The sequence below is a fragment of the Mycolicibacterium fluoranthenivorans genome, assembly GCF_011758805.1.
Taxonomy (GTDB): domain Bacteria; phylum Actinomycetota; class Actinomycetes; order Mycobacteriales; family Mycobacteriaceae; genus Mycobacterium; species Mycobacterium fluoranthenivorans.
This window is the reverse complement of the sequence record NZ_JAANOW010000001.1, coordinates 3381280-3402177: the sequence shown is the minus strand read 5'-3', so window position 1 is coordinate 3402177 and position 20898 is coordinate 3381280. Positions and strand designations below refer to the sequence as shown.

Sequence of the window (20898 nt, the reverse complement as noted above, 5' to 3'; positions counted from 1 at the left end):
GCGGCCGCTGAACCCTCAGCCGGGAGTGCCCGCAACGCGGCGCCGGTAGGCCGACGGAGTTTCGCCGCAGAACTGGGTGAAGCTGCGGGTGAACGAGCTCAGGTTGTCGAACCCGACCGCCGAGGAAGTCGCCTGGACCGACTGGCCCGGCGCGGCGAGCAGCGCCATGGCCCGCAGCATCCGGGCGTGCAGCAGGTAGGTCCGCCAGGACAGTCCCAAGGTGTCGGAGAACAGTCGGCGCAGGGTGCGTTCCGACACCGCGACTGCCCGGCTGACATCCGCGACGGTCACCGAGTCCAGATGCTCCTTCGTATACGCCAGCGCGGTCGCCACGATCGGATGGTCCGATGTCGGCAGGCTCAGCGGCGCCTCGTGATCGAGCGCGTCGGTGACGATATGGGCCAGCGTGGCGAAGAAGCCCTCCGAGACACGCTCGGCGTGGACGGAGCCGGGGCGCCGATCGATCGGCCAGCGCAGGGCGTAGATCATCATCTCCCGGATCAACGGCGACACCGCGATGATCCGGGCGCGATCACCGGGCTCGGCAATCATCGACGGATCGAACATCACCGCAACGGTTTTCACGTCCGGATTCATCACCGCCTGATGTTCCAGGCCGGCCGGTATCCATGCGGCCTGCTGAGGTGGCAGCAGATAGTGCGCGCAGTCCGTCTCCACCTCGACCACGCCGGCCACGGCGTATTCGATCTGGTGCACCTCATGGGAGTGCCACCCGGTGATCAGGCCGTCACCCTCGTAGAGGTAGCTGCCGGCCAGCGCCTGTCCGCCTCGGCGCAATTCGATCACCGGCCGGCGCGGGGCGTCGATATTGGCCGAAACAGGTAAACGTCTGTCCGATAGCGCAGAGACGGTCACGAGTTCCGAGGGTACTAGTTAGGTATGAAGACCGACGACCTCATCCTGGTGAGCATCGACGACCACGTCGTGGAACCACCCGACATGTTCCTCAACCATGTGCCGGCCAAGTACAAGCCGGAGGCGCCGATCGTGGTGACCGATGACAAGGGCGTCGACCAGTGGATGTACCAGGGCCGGCCGCAGGGTGTCAGCGGACTCAACGCCGTGGTGTCCTGGCCGCCCGAGGAATGGGGTCGCGATCCCGCCGGCTTCGCCGAGATGCGTCCCGGGGTCTACGACGTCCACGAGCGGGTCCGCGATATGAATCGCAATGGCATCCTGGCCTCGATGTGTTTCCCGACGTTCACCGGTTTCTCGGCGCGGCATCTCAACATGCACAGGGAAGAAGCGACACTGGTGATGGTGTCGGCCTACAACGATTGGCACATCGACGAGTGGGCCGGATCGTATCCGGACCGGTTCATCCCGATCTCCATCCTGCCCACCTGGAATCCCGAGGCGATGACCACGGAGATCCGGCGGGTGGCGGCCAAGGGTTGCCGCGCGGTGACCATGCCGGAACTGCCCCACCTGGAAGGGCTGCCCAGCTATTTCGACGAGGACTACTGGGGCCCGGTCTTCCGCACGCTCTCGGAGGAGAACGTGGTGATGTGCCTGCACATCGGCACCGGCTTCGGCGCGATCTCGATGGCCAAAGATGCCCCGATCGACAATCTGATCATCCTGGCCACCCAGGTATCGGCGATGTGCGCCCAGGACCTGCTGTGGGGCCCGGCGATGCGCAACTACCCGGACCTGAAGTTCGCCTTCTCCGAAGGGGGCATCGGCTGGATCCCGTTCTATCTGGACCGCAGCGACCGGCACTACACCAACCAGAAATGGCTGCGCCGGGACTTCGGCGACAAGATGCCCAGCGATGTCTTCCGCGAGCACTCGCTGGCCTGCTACGTCACCGACAAGACCTCGCTGAGACTGCGGCACGAGATCGGTATCGACAACATCGCCTGGGAATGCGACTACCCGCACTCGGACTGCTTCTGGCCGGACGCACCTGAGCAGGTGCTCGCCGAACTGAACGCGGCGGGCGCGTCCGACTCCGATATCAACAAGATCACCTGGGAAAATTCCTGCCGCTTCTTCAGCTGGGATCCGTTCAAGCTGACCCCGAAAGATCAAGCCACGTCGGGGGCGCTGCGCGCGAAAGCCACCGATGTGGACGTCTCCATCCGGCCACGTGCGGAATGGGCGCGCCTCTACGACGCGAAGCAGTTCGCCACGACGTGAGGCTGGACTAGGCTGGTGGCATGACCGATCTGGATCGTGCCGCAGCCCGTCGTGACATCGCCGATGCCCTGGTGAAGGCGCTCGATCGCCGGCACGAGGTGCTCGACATCATCGTGGACGCCGAAGACCGCGACGCGGCCGTCGAAGCCATCGCCACCCTGCTGGGCACCACCCATGCCGGCGGCGAGGCGGTCATCGGGCTGTCCTTCGACCGGCTCACCAAGGAATCGCGCCGCATCATCGCCGAGGAACTCGACGATCTGAACAGCCAGCTGACGTTCACCCTGAACGAGCGCCCCGCGTCCTCGGCCGAAACCCTGGCGCTGCGCGCGTTTTCGGGTGCCGAGGACCGTGACATCTTCGAGGTGCGTATCCAGGACCAGGGTGCCGCCGGCGACGGTTCCGGTGCGCCGGCCGGTGCACTCGACGACGAGATCGCTTCGGCACTGGCCAGGGTCGAAGCCGAGGAAGCCGCGTGGTTCGTCGCGCTTGAGGGTGACCAGAAGGTCGGGTTGGTGTTCGGTGAACTCAACGGCCACGAGGTCGAGGTGCGGATCTGGATTCACCCCGAGCATCGCAAGAAGGGTTACGGCACTGCGGCCCTTCGCAAGTCGCGCTCCGAGATGGCGATCTACTTTCCGGCGGCGCCCGTCGTCGTCCGCGCTCCGAGCGCCTGACGCTCAGCCGTCCTCGTGGCGCCCGTCGTCCCAGCGTGCACGGTCTGAACTGACACTCGAATCGGTATCATGATGGGCGCCATCGGCATTCGCCGACCAGGCCGTGCCCGCACAGACCAGATCGTGTGGCAGCGTCAGTTCGGTCGGGAAATCCGGTAAGCCGGGCACCGCCGGCAGTGCCAGCGGGGGTGGAGGGGTGGCCGCGACCACCGCCGGCGCCGAAGCCAGCATCGGAAGCACGCTTCCCATCGCATCAATCGGTAGCGCGGCGGCTACCGGCGGCGCGGCCACGGCCGGCGGGATGGCGATCGCCGCCGCATCGACCGGGGCCGCGGCGGCGTCCAACGGTGCCGCGTCGGCAGGTGGTGCCGGGATCGCGGCGATATCGGCGGGCGGAGGCGGCGCGGCCACCGCCGCGGGCGCCGGGGGAACCTCTTCGACAGGCGGGGGTGCCACCATCGGTGCGGCTGCCGCGGGCAGGGCCGGCGGAGCGGCATCGACGACGGGGGGCGTGGGAGCCACCGCGACCACATTGGCCGCCGGTGTGGCGTCGACCACCGCGGGCGCGGCCACCGGCGCCGCATCGGGTACCGGTGCGGCGGCTTCGATCAAGGGTGCCATGGCCGGAACCGGTTCAGCACCAAGGGGAATCGGGACGCCCAGCGGCACAGGCGGGACCGCGAGCGGCACGGCCGGTGCCGCGACCGGAGCGGCAAGAGCGGCGGGGGCCGCCGCGGCAGCCGCCGCAGGTGCCGCATCGACGGCGACGACGTCCGCGGCCGGAAGGGCCGCGGGGACGGCCGCAGGAGCCATCGCGTCAGCAGCCGTTGCCTCGGGAGCCGGGATTGCGACGACCGGCACCGCCGGCACCGCATCGGATGCGGCAGCCACGACGGGTGCGGCGCTCTCGGGTACCACCGCCGAGGCCTCGACCAGCGGCTCCGCCGGCGCCGGGGCAGCCGGAAGCGGCGGCGGCATGACAACATCAGGCGGCGCCATGAGTGCCTCCGGAACGATCTCGGGGGAGGCCGCCAACTGCTGCACCATGTCCAGGCACGGCACCCCGGGACTCGCCGCGGATTCCGCATCGGCGATCGCCGCGGGGTTTATGATCAGCACTGAGCAGTAGAGCCCGACTGCCGCCACCGCCGTGAGCGCAGAACGATTCGAGACGTGCGACATGGAATCCGATTCTCCTTGCGGCGGCGACAAATAGAACCTATCGCGAATCGGAATTCGCACAAGGTGTCGATTCGGTGGATGTCGATCCGTTGTCAAGCAGAGTCAATTCTGTGACACGGCAGGTGTTTACGGGGTCAACGCTGGCCGGCGGCATGTTCCATCAGGGCCAGCGAATCCTCCAGATGGGTCAGTAGCCGCTGCAGATGCGGCACGCTGCGCCGGCAGCCCACCAACCCGAAATCCAGGTTGTCGGCGTTGTTGGTGAGCGTGATGTTCAGTGCCTGGCCGTCCAGCGCGATGGACAGCGGATAGTTGCCGTCCAGGCGCGCTCCCTGCCAGTACATCGGCTGCCTGGCACCGGGCACATTCGAGATGACGATATTGAACGGGGGCGGCGCCGAGGACACGAAGCCCGGGAGCAGGCCCAGCGCGATGCCCGACATCAGGAAGCCGGACAGAGCCAGCGCCTCCAGCCGCGGCAGCTCGGCGAACACCTGCTTGTTGTCGCGCATGGATGCGCTGATCTTCTCCAGTCGCTCGAGCGGATCGGCGATATCGGTTGCCAGATTGCACAGGATGGTGCCGACCATGTTCCCCCCGGCGTCCTGTTCGTGCTCACCACGCAGACTCACCGGAACCATTGCCACCAAGGGAGTTTCGGGCAGCGCCTGCTGCTCCAACAGATAGGCACGCAACGCGCCCGCAGCCATCGCGAGCACGGCGTCGTTGACGGTCGCGCCGCTGACGGCGTCCTTGACCGCCTTGATCCTGGCCAACGGCCAGGACTGGGCCGCGCACCGGCGTGCGCCGCCGATCGGCACGTTGAAGATGGTCTTGGGCGCGCGGAACGGCAACGTCAGCTGCTGTTCCACCAGAGCGGCACGGGCCAGCGTGAGCGCCGAGGGCGCCAGTCCGGCCATCGCGCCGACCGCACCCGTGGCGGCTCCCAGCAATGAGGACCCGCGGCGCGCCGGCGTGGCCGGCCGCGTGCGCGGAGGCAGTGCCCAGGGCACTCGTACCTGCCTGTCGTCGGGATCGGCGGACAGGGTGCGGATCATCAGCCGTTGCGCGGAAACCCCGTCCAACAACGAGTGGTGGATCTTGGTGTAGACGCCGAATCGTCCGTCGTGCAGACCCTCGACGAGATACGCCTCCCACAGCGGACGGTGCCGGTCCAGCAGCGTCCCGTGCAGTCGTGAGGTCAGCTCCAGCAGCTCACGCACGCGACCCGGGCGGGGCAGCGCCGACCTGCGCAGGTGATAGTCGATGTCGACGTCGGAGTCGAAAGCCCAAGTCAGATTACTGATTCCGCCGAACATGCTGGCGGGGTGCTTACGGAAGGCGGGCTGAAATTCGTCGCATTTGGCGATCGACTCGTAGATGTCGGTGACGAACTCGGGGCCCGCCCCCTCGGGTGGCCGGTACAGCTGCAGTCCGGCCACGTGCATCGGATGCTCGCGGGACTCACCGAGCAGGAACATCGCGTCGGTCGGCGAGATCAACTTCATGCGGATGACGCTACCGATCCAGCCCCGAGGCCGATGCGCTTTGCTCAGGCAGCCGGAGTGGCACCCAACACACGTTGCAGATCGGGCTTCATCGCCTGCAGCTGCGATCCCCAGTAGCCCCAGCTGTGTGTCCCGTCGGGGGGAAAGTTGAACACCCCGTTGCGGCCGCCGGCGGCGACGTAACGCTTCTGGAACTCCTTGTTGGTGTTCAGCGTGATGTTCTCCAGGAACTGGGCGCTGTACAGACCGCCGAAGTCGGATCCGGAGTCCAGTTCGGACGGGGCGCCGTTACCGCAATACACCCAGACCGCGGTGCCGTTGGCGGCCAGCGTGGCGACGTTCACCATCGGGTCGTTGCGCCGCCACGCCGGGTCGGTGCTCTGGCCCCACATGTCGGTGGCCCGGTATCCGCCGGCATCTCTCATCGCCACACCGATCAGCGTGGGCCACAGTCCCAGTGAGGGATTGACGAAACCGGACAGGGAGCCGGCGAAGATGAACTGGGTGGGATGCCAGATCGCCAGGGTCAGGGCCGACCCGCCCGACATCGACAATCCCACCACCGCATTGCCGGTCGGACTGATCCCGCGGTTGGCCGCCAGCCATGCGGGCAGTTCTTGGGTCAGGAACGTCTCCCACTTGTAGGTGGTCGTGCCCGCATTGCCCTTCGCCGGTGCATACCAGTCGGTATAGAAGCTCGATTGCCCGCCGACCGGTACCACCAGTGACAGCCCGGAACGGTAGAACCAGTCGAAGACAGGGGTGTTGATATCCCAGCCGCTGAAGTCGTCCTGGGCCCGCAGGCCGTCGAGCAGGTACACCGCATGCGGTCCACCGCCCTGGAACCCCACGGGGATGTTGCGGCCCATCGACGGTGAGGGCACCTGCAGCAGTTCGATCGGCCCGCCGGCACTGGAGAACGCCGCAGCGTTCGGTGCGCCGACGGACACCGATCCGGCCAGTAGCACGGCGGTGACCACTAGTCCCAGGATGCGGCGGAGCAGGGGCATGTACCGCAAGCTAGCAGCCGGCCGGGGACCCGCACCGCATCGACGCGGGCCGTGATCACGTTGTGATGTCACGGTTTATCTACGGGTCGACGGCTCAGGCCGCAATCACGATGGTCAGCTCGTCGCCGGTGCGCTCGACCCGCATGCCGGCCCGGCGGGCGAGCGCTGCGACCTTGCCGGCATCGTCGGGTTCGGACCGGCTGGACACCAGGGCCCGGGCCAGCCTGCCCTTGTGGGCCTTGTTGAAATGGCTCACCACCGTCCGCTTGCCAGAACTGTTCTCCGACAACACATCAACCGTGACCGCACCGGGCAGCCGGCCCAGTGCCGCGTACGATCCGGAACGCAGATCCACCACCAATTCGCCGGCGGCGATATCGGCCAGTACGGGTTCGAGCACAGGTCGCCACCGGGCGGCCAGCGTCGGTTGCCCGGGCAGTTTGGACCCCGCCGAGAGGCGATATGCGGGTATCGGGTCGTCGGCACGCAGCAGCCCGAACAGTGCCGAACCGACCGCCAGGCGCGCCCGGGCGCGGGCCGCGGTGGCGCCACGTAGGGAGTCGACATCCAGTGCGTCGTAAAGGACTCCGGTGTAGCGGTGGATCGCCGGAAGAGTCCCTGATGTCAAAAGTGCTGCATTGCGGTCGATCTCGCCGTCTTGTGCCGCGGTGATGCCCAGCGCGCGGCGGCAGGTCTCGCGATCGGCGGACAGCGCGACGAGTTCGTCGACCAGCGCGGCACGCAGTGGATGTAGCGCGGGGGAGCTGAGTGCGTCGATGGTCAGCGATGGGCCGTCGCCCCCCGCACGTTTGGTCTCCGACGGAGGTAACAGCACGATCACCGCAGAGAGGGTAGCCGAGTCGACTTCGGTGCCGAGGGGCACCGGGTGGACGTTTCGGGAGCGCCACGGTCCAGGGCGGGCGTATTTGTGCGTCGAATTGTGACGGGCCCGCAGGCGTGTCGGTGAGCGCGGGAATGGTTGAGCATGCGTTGCTGCGGGATGATTTTCCGAATGTGCGCGGCGTGTGACCGATTTCCGAATCGGCCGCCGCGCGGTTTTGCTGAGAATGCACACATCGGTGTGCAATCGACCGTTCGGCCGATTTCCCGTTTCCCGCCGCGCCTAATGAAACTGCCCGGACCTGCGATTTCCTGGACGCGGTCGAACGGCTCCCGGCACCGAACGGGGTGGCGGGTCGAATCGCACGAAAATCGGCGTGGTGCGTTGTCTGTCGACCAGCGCACGGGTATCTCGATCGTTAGCCGCTTCACATACCTGATCGTTTAGCATTACAAGTGCCGCAATCTTCGATTCCGGAAAAGGCTATAGAACGCGGCTGGCTCTGGTCAGCCCCAGGAACGACAGGGGAACTCCGGTGACCGCTCAGGAACTCGTGGATGCCGATACCGAGGACGATGGTCGCGAAGGAGGTCTCGGCGTCAATGTGCGGGTGGTGGTCCACCCGGATACCGACGAAGAGTCCCGCGGGATCATCGTCGACGACTTCGGTGATGCAGCTGGTTATGCGGTCTCCGTCGGCGATGACGTGATTGCCGACCCGGCCCGCCGCTGGGCGGTCCAGCTCGACAGTGGCTCGCTGACCTTCGTCAACAGCGACGCGCTGCGTCCCGAGTAGAGGTCAGGCCTGGTCGGGTAACTCGCCGAGCAATTCGTCGAGGAAACCGCCTGCTTCCCGCGCCGCGCGGTCGACGTCCCCTGCGTCGATCGCCTCGACCAGCCCGCGGTGCCTGATGTGCGCGGCGGCCGCGGTGTCGTGGGTAGTGGTGGCGACGCTGGCGAGTACCACCTCGGTGAGGCCGCGGTAGAGCTCGGTGAGCACGGTGTTGTGGGCGCTGCGCACCACGGCGAAGTGCAGTTCGGCGTCGGCGCGGACGAAGTCTTCGACGGCGTTCTCCCGCTGTAGTTCATCGCGGCGGTGCAACAACTGCCAGAGTTCGGCGAGATCGTCCTCGGTCCGGGCCGACGCCGCCAGTCGGGCGCCCTCGACTTCCAGGCATCGGCGGACCTGCAGTACTTCTCGCAGCTCGGATCCGCACAGTCGGCGTAGTGCCCCCGATACCTCGCTGGTGGCCCGCACATAGGTGCCGTCGCCTTGCCGGACCTCCAGGATGCCGCCGTGCGCCAACGCCCGGACGGCTTCCCGCACGGTATTACGTCCCACCCCGAGCGTTTCGGAAAGCGCCGGTTCGGTGGGGATCTTGGTGCCGATGGGGTATTCGCCGGCGGTCACCGAAGCGCGTAGTTGGTCGATGACCTGGTCGACCAACCCGGTTCGACGTGTGGTGGCTAGTGGCACTCAAAGCCCCTTTCATCCAATCATGGGATGTATGGCATGCTAATTCCGGTGATCGAGTCTCGCCACCGCAACACGATCGACCGGCCACCGGCGGCCGGCGTCTTGGAGATGAGACCGGCAGCCGGTGGGCTGCTGTTGACGGTGGCTGTCGTACTCACTGCCCTCAATCTTCGCCCCGCGATCACCAGTGTGGGGCCGTTGTTGGGCGATATGCGTGATGCGCTGGGCGCTTCCGGGACGTGGGCCGGATTACTCACCACCCTGCCCGGTCTGTGCTTCGCCGCCGCGGGCCTGGCAGCGCCGCGATTGGCGGCCAGGATCGGCGTCGACCGCGCGATCACGGTGGCGCTGGTGGTTCTCAGCATGGGTCTGCTGGCGCGGGTCGTCGACGGGCCGGCGGTGGTCATCGGCGGCACGCTCGTCGCGACCGCTGGTATCGCGTTGATCAATGTGCTCATCCCCGTCGTCATCAAACGGTCCTTCGCGGCGCGGATCGGTGCGATGACGGGTATCTACACCGCGGCCCTGCAGGGCGGCGGCGCCCTCGGTTCGGCGGTCACGCCGGCGCTCGATGCGGTCTCGGGCTGGCGTACCGCCCTCGGCGCCTGGGCGGCGCTGGCGGCGCTCGCGCTGGCACTGTGGCTCGCCGCAACCCGACGACGCGGGGTCCCGGTCGCGGTGGCGCCGCGGGTGGCCGGCCACGAGGATCCGCTGCCGCGCCGATCGATGCTGCGTAGTCCGCTGGCGTGGATCATCACGCTGTTCTTCGGCTGCCAGGCCTTCTTGGCCTATGTGGTCATGGGCTGGCTGCCCGCGGTGTTCATCGACGGCGGGATGAGTAAGACGACCGCCGGGCTACTGCTCGGGCTGATCTCGGTGCTCGCGGTCCCGGTGAGCATCGTGATCGCACCCGCTGCGGCACGCAGACCCAGCCAGAGCGGCTGGATCGTCGGTCTGGGTGCGCTCGGCTTCGTCGGCGTCACCGGGCTGGCCGTGGCGCCGGACGTGGCGCCGTTGTTGTGGAGCGTGCTGCTCGGTCTCGGGATGAGCGTGTTCTCGCTGGCCCTCACGGTCATCGCACTGCGCTCCCGCGATGCCGCGGACACCGCCATGCTGTCCGGCATGGTGCAGGGGATCGGTTATCTGCTGGCTGGGGTTGGACCGTTCCTGTTCGGCCTGCTGCACGATCTGACGGGCGGCTGGACGGTGTCCTGGGCCGTGGTGCTGGTGATTTATGCCATTCAGATGGTGACGGGCGCGCTGGCCGGGCGGAACCGGTACGTGTAGCCCGCGCCGGTCAGACCGGGATGGTGTCCGGAGCCGGCGGGGCCACCGGTGCCGGCGGCATATCGGCCGGAGCCGGTGGTACGGCATCCTGCGGCGCCGGTGGGGTGAAGTCGACGGGCACCGCCGGGACGTCCGCCGGAGCGGGCGGCAGGAATTCGACCGGGATCGGCGGCGCGTCGACCGGAGCGCTCGGGTCGGTCGGCGCCGCATCGGCGGGCATGGGCAGGTACATGTGGTGGGTGAACTGCGGCTGGTACGCGCCACCGCCACCGATCCGCACTCCACCGCCGCCTTCACCGGAGGAGACCGGCGTGCCGTCGGGCAGCGTCACCGCGGTGTGACCGCCGTTCCAGCCGATCACCAGGGTGCCGGGCGCGGTGCCGTACTTGAAGCCGCGGGCCAGCAGTGCACGTTCTTCGTTCCCGGTGTGGAAGCGGTCCCCGAAGACCGGGCGGTTGGTCGCGGCGTTGCTGACCCAGGATGCCAGGCCCGAGCAATCCGTTCCTGCTGGGCTGTCCCCGCCCGGAATATACGGCGTTCCCGAAACCTGGTTGACGAGCGCCAGTAGCGACGCAAGAGCAAACATGCGGACGGACAGTAACAGAGCATTTTGTAAGGGAGCAAAATTCTGTGACTCCCTTCACAATTCAACACACCTATCGGAAAACTCACAAAACAGCTGGTGAACGGTGTTGGTGGAGGCCGCAATTCACCTCGTTAGCAGAGGAGGCACGGAGTTTTCGCAAAGATGTTGTCGGCCAGGGCTGCTGCCTGCTCTGCGGTGCGAGGCATGGGCCGATGTCGTGAATCATGTTGGCCTGGAGCGTGGTCCGTGATGACGGCCAAATAGCTTGCCGAACAATAAGATTCACAGATCTGCGCCGTCGTTGTCGATTCTGGCAACCGGTGTTCTGGTGGATCCGCCGGACTTGGCCAGCGCGGCCGCCAGGGTGTGCATGGCGGGTGCGGCGGACAGCAGCGCCGCGACGACTTCGGTCGGTAATTCCGCCAGGACTTCAGCGATGCCATCGGAGAGCGCATCGTCGATCGCACGTTTATCGATGCGGGCCTTGGGTGTTGGGTGCAATACCGATACGCGCCGGTCATCTTCGTGTGGCGATTTCGAGACCAATCCGCGGTTGATCAGGGCCCGGACGGCGGCGCTGACATTGCTCGACTGCATGGCCACGATGCTCGCGACATCGGAGATGCTCAGGCCGGGTTCGTCCACGACGGCGCGCAGCACCGCGAGCTCGGATGCCGGCAGGGGATCGAGGCCGGCGCGGTGCGGGCCGAAACGCGTCAACCGCCAGGACAGCTCGTGCAGTGCGAGAGCGAGTTCTCGGGTGTGGGTGTCGCTCACCGGAGTGGTCTCCATCACGTCAGATTACATATTGCTCAATACGTATGTTCCTATATATATAGATATATATCCAAAATGGAACTGAGGTGCCTCCTTGACCACATCGACTCGTGGTTCCACACCGGCGATGTTGATCGCTGTCCTGGCACTGCTGTCCGCCGTCACGCCGCTGTCCATCGACATGTACCTGTCGGCGTTTCCGGAGATGGCGGCCGAATTCGGCACGTCGGCATCGATGATTCAGCTCACGCTGACCGCGTTGCTGATCGGCCTGGCGGTCGGTCAGCTGGTGATCGGCCCGCTGTCCGACCGCTACGGCAGGCGCACGCCGCTGCTGGTCGGCAGCCTGGTCTGCCTTGTCGCCAGCCTGCTCTGCATCGTTAGTCCGACGGCGCCGGTCCTCATCGCGTTGCGGTTTGCGCAGGGCTTCGGCGGCGCCGCCGGGGTGGTGATCTCGCGCGCCATCGTGGCGGACCGAGCCACCGGGGCGGCGGCCGCCCGGCTGTTCGGCGTGCTGATGGTCATCGGCGCGCTGGCACCGGTCATCGCGCCGGTTCTCGGTGGATTCATCGTCGCCGACCTGGGCTGGCGCGCGGTGTTCGCCGCGCTGGCAGTCTTGAACGCGTTGATGTTGCTCGGGGTTGTCTTCTTCACCCCGGAATCACTCCCGCGTGACCGGCGGCGGCCCGGAGGACTGGCGGCGCTGCGGGCGAGCACCCGAACCGTGCTGTCCAACCGCCGATACCTCGGCTACACGCTGGCATTGGCCTTCGTGTTCACCGCGCTGTTCTCCTATATATCTGCTTCACCGTTCGTACTGCAGAACATCGTCGGGCTGTCCCCTCGGGTGTACTCGCTGACCTTTGGTGGGTGCGCGGTGGTGATGGCCGTGATGAGCGCACTGTCGGCCAGGTTGGTGACGCGTGTCGAGCCTCGTACGCTCCTTGCGGCCGGCGTGGCGGCAATGGTGGTCGTCACCGGACTGCTGTTGATCACCGTCACTGCCGGCGGCGTGGCGCCGGTGCCGACGATCGCGCTGATGGCCTGCTTCATGGCCAGTATGGGTTTCATCGTGGCCAACGCCATGGCGCTGGCCACCGCCGAGGTCCGTTACGCGGCCGGGACCGGTTCAGCCGTGCTGGGTTTTCTGCAGTACGCCCTCGGCGCCGGTGCGTCACCTCTGGTCGGCCTGGCCGGTGAGCACAGTGCGGTACCCATGGGCATCGCCATGTTCGGTGCGGCCGTGCTGGCCGCGGTCGCACTGATGGTCTTCACCCGCGGGCCTCGGCCGGAACCGGTCGACACGCCTGAGCACGAGGTGGCGCCGGCGGTGCGCTGAGTGCGCCTGACACGCGAAAGCCCGTGAATTCCTTGGGAATTCACGGGCCTTCGGGTCGTGGCTAGTGCCAGTCCCAGACGGACATGTCGCCTGCCGGGTAGTTCTGGCAGATGTCGGTGGTATGGGCGGCGACGCCTTTGTTGTTGAAGAACAGTTTGGCCCAGTTGGGCCAGCGCCAGGACATTTGTTCGTAGAAGGCGTTGGTGGCGGTGTCTTCGGAGTATTGCCGGCGGCCGGCGTAGTCCATGGAGAAGAACCAGTGGATGCGGTCTTGGGCGCCTTGTTGGTCGGCGGCGGGTTTGTTGTTGTAGTCGATCATGTAGCGCTCGTAGTAGACGGGTTCGACGTCGCGTGCGGCGGCCATGATTTGTTCGGCGGTGCACGGGGTGCGCAGGATGCGGTTGGGGATGGGGTAGTCGTCGGTGGCATCGGCGGAGGCGATGCCAGAGGTGGCGATGGCGCCGGCCAGGGCGGTCAGGGCCATGGCGGTGGCGGCCAGTCGGCGGGGGGATCGGCGCCGGGCTTTGGTGGTGGTCATGGTGTTCCTTCCTAGTGCTGGGCGGCCGCGACCTGGTCGAGGATGACGCGTTGGTCGGGGCAGTAGTAGTTCAGTGCCGAGCCCAGGAACTGCCAGTTCTGCTCGGTGGTGTTGTGGCGGTCGAGGTTGGCGCCGATGAACTTGGCCGAGTCGAACGCGGTGTGGTCGACGTTGTTGTAGAGGCGTTTGCAGACCAGTTTACCGATCCAGGCGTTGTAGTCCTTCTGCCCGTAGATGCCGTAGGTGTGCAACTCGTGGGCGAAGTTGGTGTCGGGATCGCGGTCATACGCCGGGTCCGCGGCCGCCGGGGCGGCAGCGGTGAGGCCCGTGGCGATCGCGATGGCCGCCAGTGCCGTCAGTTTGGTCTTCTTCACTACCTGACCCCTCACCTTCACTTGACTGACTCCGAAGCGCCGGCGCCGACCGGTGCCGATGCGGGCTGGGGCCACGGCGCGGGCAGTGGACGCTGACGCACCCGCTGCGGCCACCAGAACCACTTGCCCAGCAACGCCGCGATCGACGGCGTCATGAACGACCGGATGATCAAGGTGTCGAACAGCAGACCCAGACCGATGGTCGTGCCGACCTGCCCGATCACGATCAGGTCGCTGACCGCCATCGACATCATGGTGAAGGCGAACACCAGACCGGCCGAGGTGACCACCGATCCGGTACCGCCCATCGACCGGATGATGCCGGTGTTCAGGCCGGCGTGGATCTCCTCCTTGAACCGGGAGACCAAGAGCAGGTTGTAGTCGGAACCGACGGCCAACAGGATGATCACCGACATCGCCAGGACCATCCAGTGCAACGGCTGACCGATGATGTGTTGCCAGATCAGCACGGACAAGCCGAACGAGGTGCCCAACGAGAGCAGCACGGTGCCGACGATGACGGCGGCGGCGACGACGGCGCGGGTGATGATCAGCATGATGATGAAGATCAGGCACAACGAGGCGATCCCGGCGATCATCAGGTCGAATTTGGAGCCGTCGGCCATGTCTTTGAACACCGAGGCGGTGCCGCCGAGGTAGATCTTGGAGCCCTCCAGCGGGGTGCCCTTGATGGCTTCCTTGGCGGCCTGCTTGATGGGCTCGATATGCGAGATGCCTTCGGGGCTCATCGGATCGCCGTCGTGGCTGATGATGAAGCGCACCGACTTGCCATCGGGGGAGATGAAGTTCTTCATACCGCGTTTGAACTCGGCGTTGTTGAATGTCTCGGGCGGCAGATAGAAGGAGTCGTCGTTGCGGGCCGCGTCGAACGCTTCGCCCATCGCCGACGAGTTGTCCTGCATCGCCGACATCTGATCCTGTATGCCCTTCTGGGTCTGATACATGGTCAGCATGTAGGTCTTCATGTTCTTCATCGTGGCGATCATCGACGGCATGAGCGCCACCATCTGCGGCATCAGCGTGTCCAGCCGCTCCATATCGGGCATCAGCTTCTGGATGTCGTCGGTCATGGTGTCGATACCGTCGAGGGTGTCGAAGATCGACCTGATGGCCCAGCACGACGGGATGTCGTAGCAGTGCGGTTCCCAGTACAGGTAATTGCGGATGGGCCGGAAGAAATCGTCGAAATCGGCGATATGGTCCCGCAATTCGGCCACATCGAGGGTCATGGTCTTCATCTTGGTGACCATCGAATGCGTGGTGGCTGCCATCTGGGCCGTGATGTTGGACATCTTGGTCATGTTGTCGATCGTGACCTGCATGTCATCGGCCTGCTTGAGCATGTTGGCCATCATGTCCTGCTGGTACTTCTCGTTCATTTTCTGTGTGGTGCCCTGCATGCTGATCTGGAACGGGATCGAGGTGTGCTCGATCGGGGTTCCCTGCGGCCGGGTGATGGCCTGCACGCGCCCGATGCCGGGCACCTTGAAGATGGCTTTGGCGATCTTGTCGATCACCAGGAAGTCCGCCGAGTTACGCAGATCGTGATCGCTCTCGATGAGCAGCAGTTCCGGGTTCATCCGGGCCTGGTTGAAATGCCGATCCGCCGCCGCGTAGCCGATGTTGGCCGGGATGTCGGCCGGCAGGTAGTCGCGGTCGTTGTAACTCGTGCGGTACCCCGGCAACGTCAGCAGACCGACCATCGACAGCGCGAGGGTGCCCACCAGCACAGGCCCCGGCCAGCGCACGATGATCGCGCCGATCTTGCGCCAGCCGCGGGTACGCATCGCCCGCTTGGGCTCCAGTGTCTTGCCGAACCGGGACGCCACCGTGACGACGGCGGGCCCCAGCGTGAGGGCGGCGAACACCGCGACCACCATGCCGATGGCCAACGGGATACCGAGGGACACGAAGTAGGGGAGTTTGGTGAAGTGCAGGCAGAACGTCGCGCCGGCGATGGTCAGGCCCGAGCCCAGGATCACGTGGGCGGTGCCGTGGTACATCGTGTAATACGCGGTTTCCCGGTCCTCGCCGACACTGCGCGCTTCCTGGTACCGGCCGATGAGGAAGATCGCGTAGTCCGTCGACGCGGCGATGGCCAGCGTCACCAACAGGTTCGTCGCGAACGTCGAGAGCCCGATGATGTTGTGATAGCCCAGGAAGGCGATGAACCCGCGGGTGATGCCCAACTCGACGGCGACCATCGTCAGCACCAGCAACACCGTCACGAACGAGCGGTAGATGATCAGCAGCATCACGATGATCACGCCGAACGTCAGCCCGGTGATGATCTTCATGCTGCGGTCACCGGCGATGTGCTGATCGGCCGCCAGGGCGGACGGTCCGGTGACGAACACCTTCAACCCCGGTGGTGGGGTCATGCTATCGATGATCTGCTGAGCGGCCTCGACCGATTCGTTGGCCAGTGACTCGCCCTGGTTGCCGGCGAGATACACCTGGACATAGGTGGCCTTGCCGTCGGCGCTTTGCGCCCCGGCCGCCGTCAGCGGATCACCCCAGAAATCCTGGATGTGCTCGACATGCTTGGTGTCGGCTTCCAGCTTCTTGATCATCTCGTCGTAGAACTTGTGCGCGGCGTCATCGAGCTGGTGATCGCTCTCCAGCACCACCATCGCCGAACTGTTCGACTTGAACTCGTCGAAGACCTTGCCGACCCGCTTCATGGCGATCATCGACGGTGCGTTGTCCGGGCTCATCGAGACCGATCGCAGTTTCCCCACTTCTTCGAGCTGGGGGACAACCGCGTTGAGCACCACCATGATGGCGATCCAGCCGAGGATGATCGGCAAGGCGAGGACGCGGATGGTCCGCGGGATCACCGATCGCCTCGGTGCCTCGACCGCAGGAATGGTGTCCGTGGGTGGATCGTCGTTGCGGGGGGCGCTACTCATTCCTCGGCTCCCGCTCGCTCCGGTCCTCGCTGCGCTGCGATCCTCGCTCGCGCTCGCCTTCGGGTCATGCCGATTTCACCAGGCAGTAGGTGTGGGCGCCCACGCCGTCCACGGTCCGCTCGTCCTTGACCTCGTCATCGACGGTGATACGGCAGGACAGGCTGTTGCCGTCGCCCTGCGCGGAGATGGTGGGGAACACCGACGGCGCGGTGGTGCTCAACGTGAGCGTCCACGGCAGCGGCGCGTTGTCGGCGCGCTGCGGTTTGGCGTCCAGGTCCATGTAGTTGATGTTGGCGGTGGCGCCGGTGCCCCAGATCTCGTACTTGACCACTTTGGGGTTGAACGGCTTGGTGTCGTCGCCGGCGCTGTTCTCGGTGGCGATATATCCGGGACCGGTGCCGAAGAACGTGCGGACCCGCATCACGGTGAACGTGGCCACGGCGACCACGACCACGATGACCAGCGGAATCCAGATGCGCTTGAGCACGTTCATCGAGTACCGATTTCCCCTGTCAGCTTGATTCGCCGCCGCTACCAGGCGTCTTATGATCGCCACAGGTTAGCTTATGTAACTGAGAGCTTAGCCCATATAACAGAGTGACGTGTCGTACATATTTTGCAACGCCGAGGGGCTGCTCCGCCAATGGCCGCTGGGCCCGTGCCGACGCCTTCTACCTGCATGTTAGTAGCTGAGATCGCAGTCTAGAGCGGAGTCGCCGGATGTGCGCACCGGCCGCGTTCCGCGGCATCGGGAGCCACTCAGGCAGCCTTAAGGGTTACTGAGCACCGCCGGCGCGGGCCTACCCTGATACCCATGAGGTCGAATCTGTGGGCAGTGCCTGCCGCCTTCGCCGCTTTCGCAGCCATGGCCTGGGCGGTACCGTCCCCGGCCGGCGCCGACCCCGCGCCGGCACCGGCCCCGGCGCCGCCGGCGGCGCCCAAGACCGTGATCGACCACGATGGTGCCTTCGTGGTGGGCACCGATATCGCACCGGGGGTGTACGCCTCGGCAGGTCCGGTCGGCAACGGCACCTGCTCCTGGCGTCGGATCGCCGCCGCGCCGGCCGGCCAGACCGGTGACACCATCGACCGCGCCTTCACCCACGAGGCGCAGGTGGTGCAGATCGACGCCTCTGACGGCACCTTCAAGACCACCGGTTGCCAGACCTGGCAGCTGACCGACCAGGCGCCGCCCGGGCCGGGACTGCCGCCGGTGCTGCAGGGCCTGAAACTCAAGGCCTACCTCGACACGCTCAACCGCAACGCGGCGCAGTACAACGCGGCGAATCCCGATGCACCTGCGGCGCCCGTTTCGCCGCCGCAAGGAACCGGACCTGCACCGGGACCGGCTCCCACGCCTACGCCCTGATCGCGTTCATCCGTCGTTGACAGGAATCGCTCAGCGTTCGCTTCGCGGCCACTGACCCGTTGCGCTGATATTCTCCCAACGGATACGGCCACGGAAAGAGTGTTGTGCGCAGCGGAGAGATCAAGGCCCTCACGGGTCTTCGCATCTTTGCCGCAGTCTGGGTGGTGCTCTTCCACTTCCGGCCGTTGCTGCATGAGGCCGCCCCGAATTTCAGCGAGGCACTGGCCCCGATCCTCAACGTCGGAGCACAGGGCGTCGACCTGTTCTTCATCCTCAGTGGATTCGTCCTGACCTGGACCTACATCGACAAGATGGGTAAGAACTGGTCCACCCGGGCCACGTTGCACTTCCTGTGGATGCGGCTGGCCAGGGTATGGCCGGTCTATTTGGTAACCCTGCATCTGGCCGCGCTCTGGATCATCTTCACGCTGTACGTCGGTCACATTCCCTCGGAGAACGTCGGCACCCTCAACGCCGTCAGCTACATCCGCCAGTTGTTCCTGGTGCAGCTGTGGTTCCAGCCGTTCTTCGACGGCACCAGCTGGGATGGACCGGCGTGGTCGATCAGCGCGGAATGGTTGGCTTATCTGCTCTTCGGCGGGCTGGTGCTGATCATCTTCCGGATGGCCAGGGCCACCCGGGCCCGCACCCTGCTGTGGCTGGCGTTCGCGGTGACGCTGCCGCCGGTCATGTTCCTGCTGGCCACCGGGCACTTCTACACGCCGTGGAGCTGGCTCCCGCGCATTCTGCTGCAGTTCACCGCGGGCGCCATCGCGTGCGCCGCGGTCCGCCGACTGAACCCGTCCGATCGGACCCGCACCCTGGCCGGCATCGCGGGCGTCGTACTGGTCGTGGCGATGGTCGGCGCTCTCTACTGGTTCGACGCACACCCGATTCCGGATGTGATCGACAGCGGCGGCGTGCTCGACCTGTTGTTCGTGCCGCTGGTCGTGACGCTGGCGATCGGCACCGGCACGTTGCCGAGTCTGTTGTCGCTACGGGTGCTCACCTACGGGGGGCAGATCTCGTTCAGCCTGTACATGGTGCACGAGATCGTGCACACCGCGTGGAACTGGGCGGTGCTGCAGTTCGAGCTCACCCTCGCCGGCCCGGCCGGCACGTGGATGCTGCTGGGCGTGTTCGCCGTCGCATTCGCCGCGGCGGCCGCGCTGTATCACTTCATCGAGGAACCCGCCCGTCGGTGGATGCGCAGAATGGTCGACGTCAAGGACGCGACCCCGTCTGTTCAGTCGCTGGGCCGCGATGACCGCAAGCTGTCCGCCTGAGTGTTCGCTGTGCATTCGGTGTGCCGAATCACCCTGCGCGGCAAACTATCTGAAGCCAACCAGTAGGCTGTCGGCGGTATCGATCCTGGACCACCGGAGGGGGAATCCGTTGCATCGCCTTGCCGTGCTCGTGATGTCGCTGGCTGTGACGGCCGGACTTGTCAGCACCCGTCCGGTCGAGGTGATGACCGTCAGCCGCGAGGCGCCGCTCAGTCATATCGCGGTGATCGGCGACTCGTACACCACCGGGACCAACTTCGGCGGTCTGGGCGGCAAGGGATGGCCGGCTCGAGCCTGGCAGGTGCTGGCCCGACAGGGAAAGCCGGTGACTGCGGACGTGGCGTCCGAGGGTCGAGCCGGATACGGGGTCCGCGGCGATCACGGCAGCGTCTTCGGAGACCTCACGGCGCGGGCGGTACGGCCCGATGACGTCCTGGTGGTGTTCTTCGGATCCCGCAACGACGAACCCGTCGATCCGCTGGCGCTGGCCGGGATGGCCTGGAGTGCCTTCGATTCCGCCCGCCGGACCGCGCCGGCGGCCAAGCTGCTCGTGATCGGGCCGCCGTGGCCCACCGCCGACGTACCCGACAAGGTGCTGCAGAACCGCGACGCGCTGGGCAACGCCGCCCGTGCCGCCGGAGCGGTCTTCATCGACCCGATCGCCGAGCGGTGGTTCGTCGGGCGTCCGGACCTGATCGCGCCGGATGGCGTGCACCCCAACGACGCCGGACACACCTACCTGGCCGACCGGATCGCCTCGCTGGTCGGCGACCAGCTGCCTCTCACCCCCTGAGCCGCTTACCCGGCGCGGCCCGCCCGCCGCCGTGCCTTCTGCTTGATGTCCTCGGGTAGCGCGTCGGCGGCGAGTACCGACGGCAGCATGCCGGCTTCGAGGGTGAGGGCGCGGAACACCACACCGACGGTGATGTCGTGGTCGGGGCGCTCGATGACCTCGATGCGGTCGCCGGCGCGCACCGCGCCGGGTGTCACCACGCGCAGATACGCACCCGGGACCGCCGTCGTGGTGAAAGACTTGACCCAGCCGTTGATCTCCAGCCAGAGCGCGAACGTGCGGCAGGGAATCCGCGGGCGCGACACTTCCAGTTCCAGGCCTTCGGAACCGACCCGCCACCGTTCACCGACCAAGGCATTCGTCACATCCACACCGCTGGTGGTGAGGTTCTCGCCGAACACGCCGTTGGCGATCGCGCGCTCCAGCCTGCCCTCCCAGGCATCGAGATCCTCGCGCGCGTAGGCGTACACCGCTTGATCATCACCACCGTGGAAGGCCTGATTGCCGATCAGATCGCCCACCAACCCGCTGCCCAGCCCACCCTGCATCGGGCCGGGAGAACGCACCTCGACCGGTCCCGCTGTCGGCCGCTTGTCGATGCCGGTCTGCAGCCGGTCGTCGTCGGGACTCGTCCGGGGTTCGGCGATGTTGACCGTGAGCACATGGGACATGGACCCAGATTAGTGGGCAGGGCGGTGTCGCACCGGATGCTCAGCCGTGACGCTTCGCCGGACCGGAATACCCGCGGGCCCAACGCA

21 protein-coding genes are annotated in these 20898 nt (G+C 66.2%); 8 read left to right on the top strand and 13 right to left on the bottom strand.

The annotated features are described in order from the left end of the window. Positions 1 to 15 precede the first annotated feature (15 nt). Positions 16 to 876: an AraC family transcriptional regulator gene (locus FHU31_RS16515; protein ID WP_167159960.1), complete on the bottom strand. Its 861-nt coding sequence runs from the start codon at positions 874 to 876 to the stop codon at positions 16 to 18. Positions 877 to 900: 24 nt separating this feature from the next. Here FHU31_RS16515 and FHU31_RS16510 point away from each other — a divergent pair, with 24 nt between their 5' ends. Further along, positions 901 to 2163, top strand: coding sequence for an amidohydrolase family protein (locus FHU31_RS16510; protein WP_167159958.1), 1263 nt, complete (start codon positions 901 to 903; stop codon positions 2161 to 2163). Between the two features lie 20 nt (positions 2164 to 2183). Beyond that, positions 2184 to 2840 (top strand): GNAT family N-acetyltransferase, encoded by a 657-nt coding sequence (locus FHU31_RS16505; RefSeq protein ID WP_167159956.1) that lies wholly within the window; start codon positions 2184 to 2186, stop codon positions 2838 to 2840. Between the two features lie 3 nt (positions 2841 to 2843). On the opposite strand, the gene FHU31_RS16500 is transcribed toward FHU31_RS16505, so the two are convergent. The 4 genes from FHU31_RS16500 to yaaA form a co-directional block, all read right to left on the bottom strand. Further along, the gene (locus tag FHU31_RS16500) at positions 2844 to 4022 is read right to left on the bottom strand and encodes a hypothetical protein (RefSeq protein WP_208410257.1); all 1179 of its coding nucleotides are present in this window, start codon (positions 4020 to 4022) and stop codon (positions 2844 to 2846) included. 134 nt (positions 4023 to 4156) lie between these two features. After that, positions 4157 to 5530, bottom strand: a complete 1374-nt coding sequence (locus FHU31_RS16495) for a WS/DGAT/MGAT family O-acyltransferase (RefSeq protein ID WP_167159954.1) — start codon at positions 5528 to 5530, stop codon at positions 4157 to 4159. A 44-nt stretch (positions 5531 to 5574) separates the two neighbouring features. Beyond that, the gene (locus FHU31_RS16490; RefSeq protein WP_167159952.1) at positions 5575 to 6540 is read right to left on the bottom strand and encodes an esterase family protein; all 966 of its coding nucleotides are present in this window, start codon (positions 6538 to 6540) and stop codon (positions 5575 to 5577) included. Between the two features lie 94 nt (positions 6541 to 6634). Beyond that, a complete protein-coding gene (yaaA, locus tag FHU31_RS16485; protein WP_167159950.1) occupies positions 6635 to 7381 on the bottom strand; it encodes a peroxide stress protein YaaA in 747 nt (248 codons plus the stop codon). Positions 7382 to 7916: 535 nt separating this feature from the next. On the opposite strand from yaaA, the gene FHU31_RS16480 reads away from it, so the two are divergent. Beyond that, entirely contained in the window at positions 7917 to 8177 is a 261-nt protein-coding gene (locus FHU31_RS16480; protein WP_234901203.1) for a hypothetical protein, read from the top strand. A gap of 3 nt (positions 8178 to 8180) precedes the next feature. On the opposite strand, the gene FHU31_RS16475 is transcribed toward FHU31_RS16480, so the two are convergent. Then, the gene (locus FHU31_RS16475; RefSeq protein ID WP_167159948.1) at positions 8181 to 8858 is read right to left on the bottom strand and encodes a FadR/GntR family transcriptional regulator; all 678 of its coding nucleotides are present in this window, start codon (positions 8856 to 8858) and stop codon (positions 8181 to 8183) included. A gap of 108 nt (positions 8859 to 8966) precedes the next feature. Between FHU31_RS16475 and FHU31_RS16470 the strand changes: the two genes are divergently transcribed. Then, positions 8967 to 10145: a CynX/NimT family MFS transporter gene (locus FHU31_RS16470; protein WP_234901487.1), complete on the top strand. Its 1179-nt coding sequence runs from the start codon at positions 8967 to 8969 to the stop codon at positions 10143 to 10145. Positions 10146 to 10155: 10 nt separating this feature from the next. On the opposite strand, the gene FHU31_RS16465 is transcribed toward FHU31_RS16470, so the two are convergent. Next, positions 10156 to 10731, bottom strand: a complete 576-nt coding sequence (locus FHU31_RS16465) for a C40 family peptidase (protein WP_167159944.1) — start codon at positions 10729 to 10731, stop codon at positions 10156 to 10158. A 282-nt stretch (positions 10732 to 11013) separates the two neighbouring features. Next, positions 11014 to 11523: a MarR family winged helix-turn-helix transcriptional regulator gene (locus FHU31_RS16460; RefSeq protein ID WP_208410256.1), complete on the bottom strand. Its 510-nt coding sequence runs from the start codon at positions 11521 to 11523 to the stop codon at positions 11014 to 11016. A 112-nt stretch (positions 11524 to 11635) separates the two neighbouring features. Here FHU31_RS16460 and FHU31_RS16455 point away from each other — a divergent pair, with 112 nt between their 5' ends. Next, entirely contained in the window at positions 11636 to 12847 is a 1212-nt protein-coding gene (locus FHU31_RS16455; protein ID WP_167161091.1) for a multidrug effflux MFS transporter, read from the top strand. A 61-nt stretch (positions 12848 to 12908) separates the two neighbouring features. On the opposite strand, the gene FHU31_RS16450 is transcribed toward FHU31_RS16455, so the two are convergent. The 4 genes from FHU31_RS16450 to FHU31_RS16435 all read right to left on the bottom strand — a co-directional run bounded on the left by FHU31_RS16450 (position 12909) and on the right by FHU31_RS16435 (position 17185). After that, on the bottom strand, positions 12909 to 13331 hold the full coding sequence (locus FHU31_RS16450) for a DUF5078 domain-containing protein (RefSeq protein WP_167161089.1): 423 nt from the start codon (positions 13329 to 13331) through the stop codon (positions 12909 to 12911). A 65-nt stretch (positions 13332 to 13396) separates the two neighbouring features. Next, on the bottom strand, positions 13397 to 13759 hold the full coding sequence (locus tag FHU31_RS16445) for a DUF732 domain-containing protein (protein WP_167159942.1): 363 nt from the start codon (positions 13757 to 13759) through the stop codon (positions 13397 to 13399). A 17-nt stretch (positions 13760 to 13776) separates the two neighbouring features. Next, positions 13777 to 16692: an MMPL/RND family transporter gene (locus tag FHU31_RS16440; protein ID WP_167159940.1), complete on the bottom strand. Its 2916-nt coding sequence runs from the start codon at positions 16690 to 16692 to the stop codon at positions 13777 to 13779. Between the two features lie 64 nt (positions 16693 to 16756). After that, positions 16757 to 17185 (bottom strand): MmpS family transport accessory protein, encoded by a 429-nt coding sequence (locus FHU31_RS16435; protein ID WP_090357346.1) that lies wholly within the window; start codon positions 17183 to 17185, stop codon positions 16757 to 16759. Between the two features lie 321 nt (positions 17186 to 17506). Here FHU31_RS16435 and FHU31_RS16430 point away from each other — a divergent pair, with 321 nt between their 5' ends. The 3 genes from FHU31_RS16430 (at position 17507) to FHU31_RS16420 (ending at position 20140) form a co-directional block, all read left to right on the top strand. Further along, positions 17507 to 18061: an Rv1352/Rv1906c domain-containing protein gene (locus FHU31_RS16430; protein ID WP_208410255.1), complete on the top strand. Its 555-nt coding sequence runs from the start codon at positions 17507 to 17509 to the stop codon at positions 18059 to 18061. Positions 18062 to 18165: 104 nt separating this feature from the next. After that, positions 18166 to 19347, top strand: a complete 1182-nt coding sequence (locus FHU31_RS16425) for an acyltransferase family protein (protein WP_167159938.1) — start codon at positions 18166 to 18168, stop codon at positions 19345 to 19347. A 109-nt stretch (positions 19348 to 19456) separates the two neighbouring features. After that, complete coding sequence (locus FHU31_RS16420) at positions 19457 to 20140, top strand: Rv0518 family GDSL lipase (RefSeq protein WP_167159936.1); 684 nt, start codon at positions 19457 to 19459, stop codon at positions 20138 to 20140. A 5-nt stretch (positions 20141 to 20145) separates the two neighbouring features. Here FHU31_RS16420 and FHU31_RS16415 read toward each other — a convergent pair whose 3' ends face one another. Beyond that, the gene (locus tag FHU31_RS16415; RefSeq protein ID WP_167159934.1) at positions 20146 to 20811 is read right to left on the bottom strand and encodes an MOSC domain-containing protein; all 666 of its coding nucleotides are present in this window, start codon (positions 20809 to 20811) and stop codon (positions 20146 to 20148) included. Positions 20812 to 20898 lie beyond the last annotated feature (87 nt).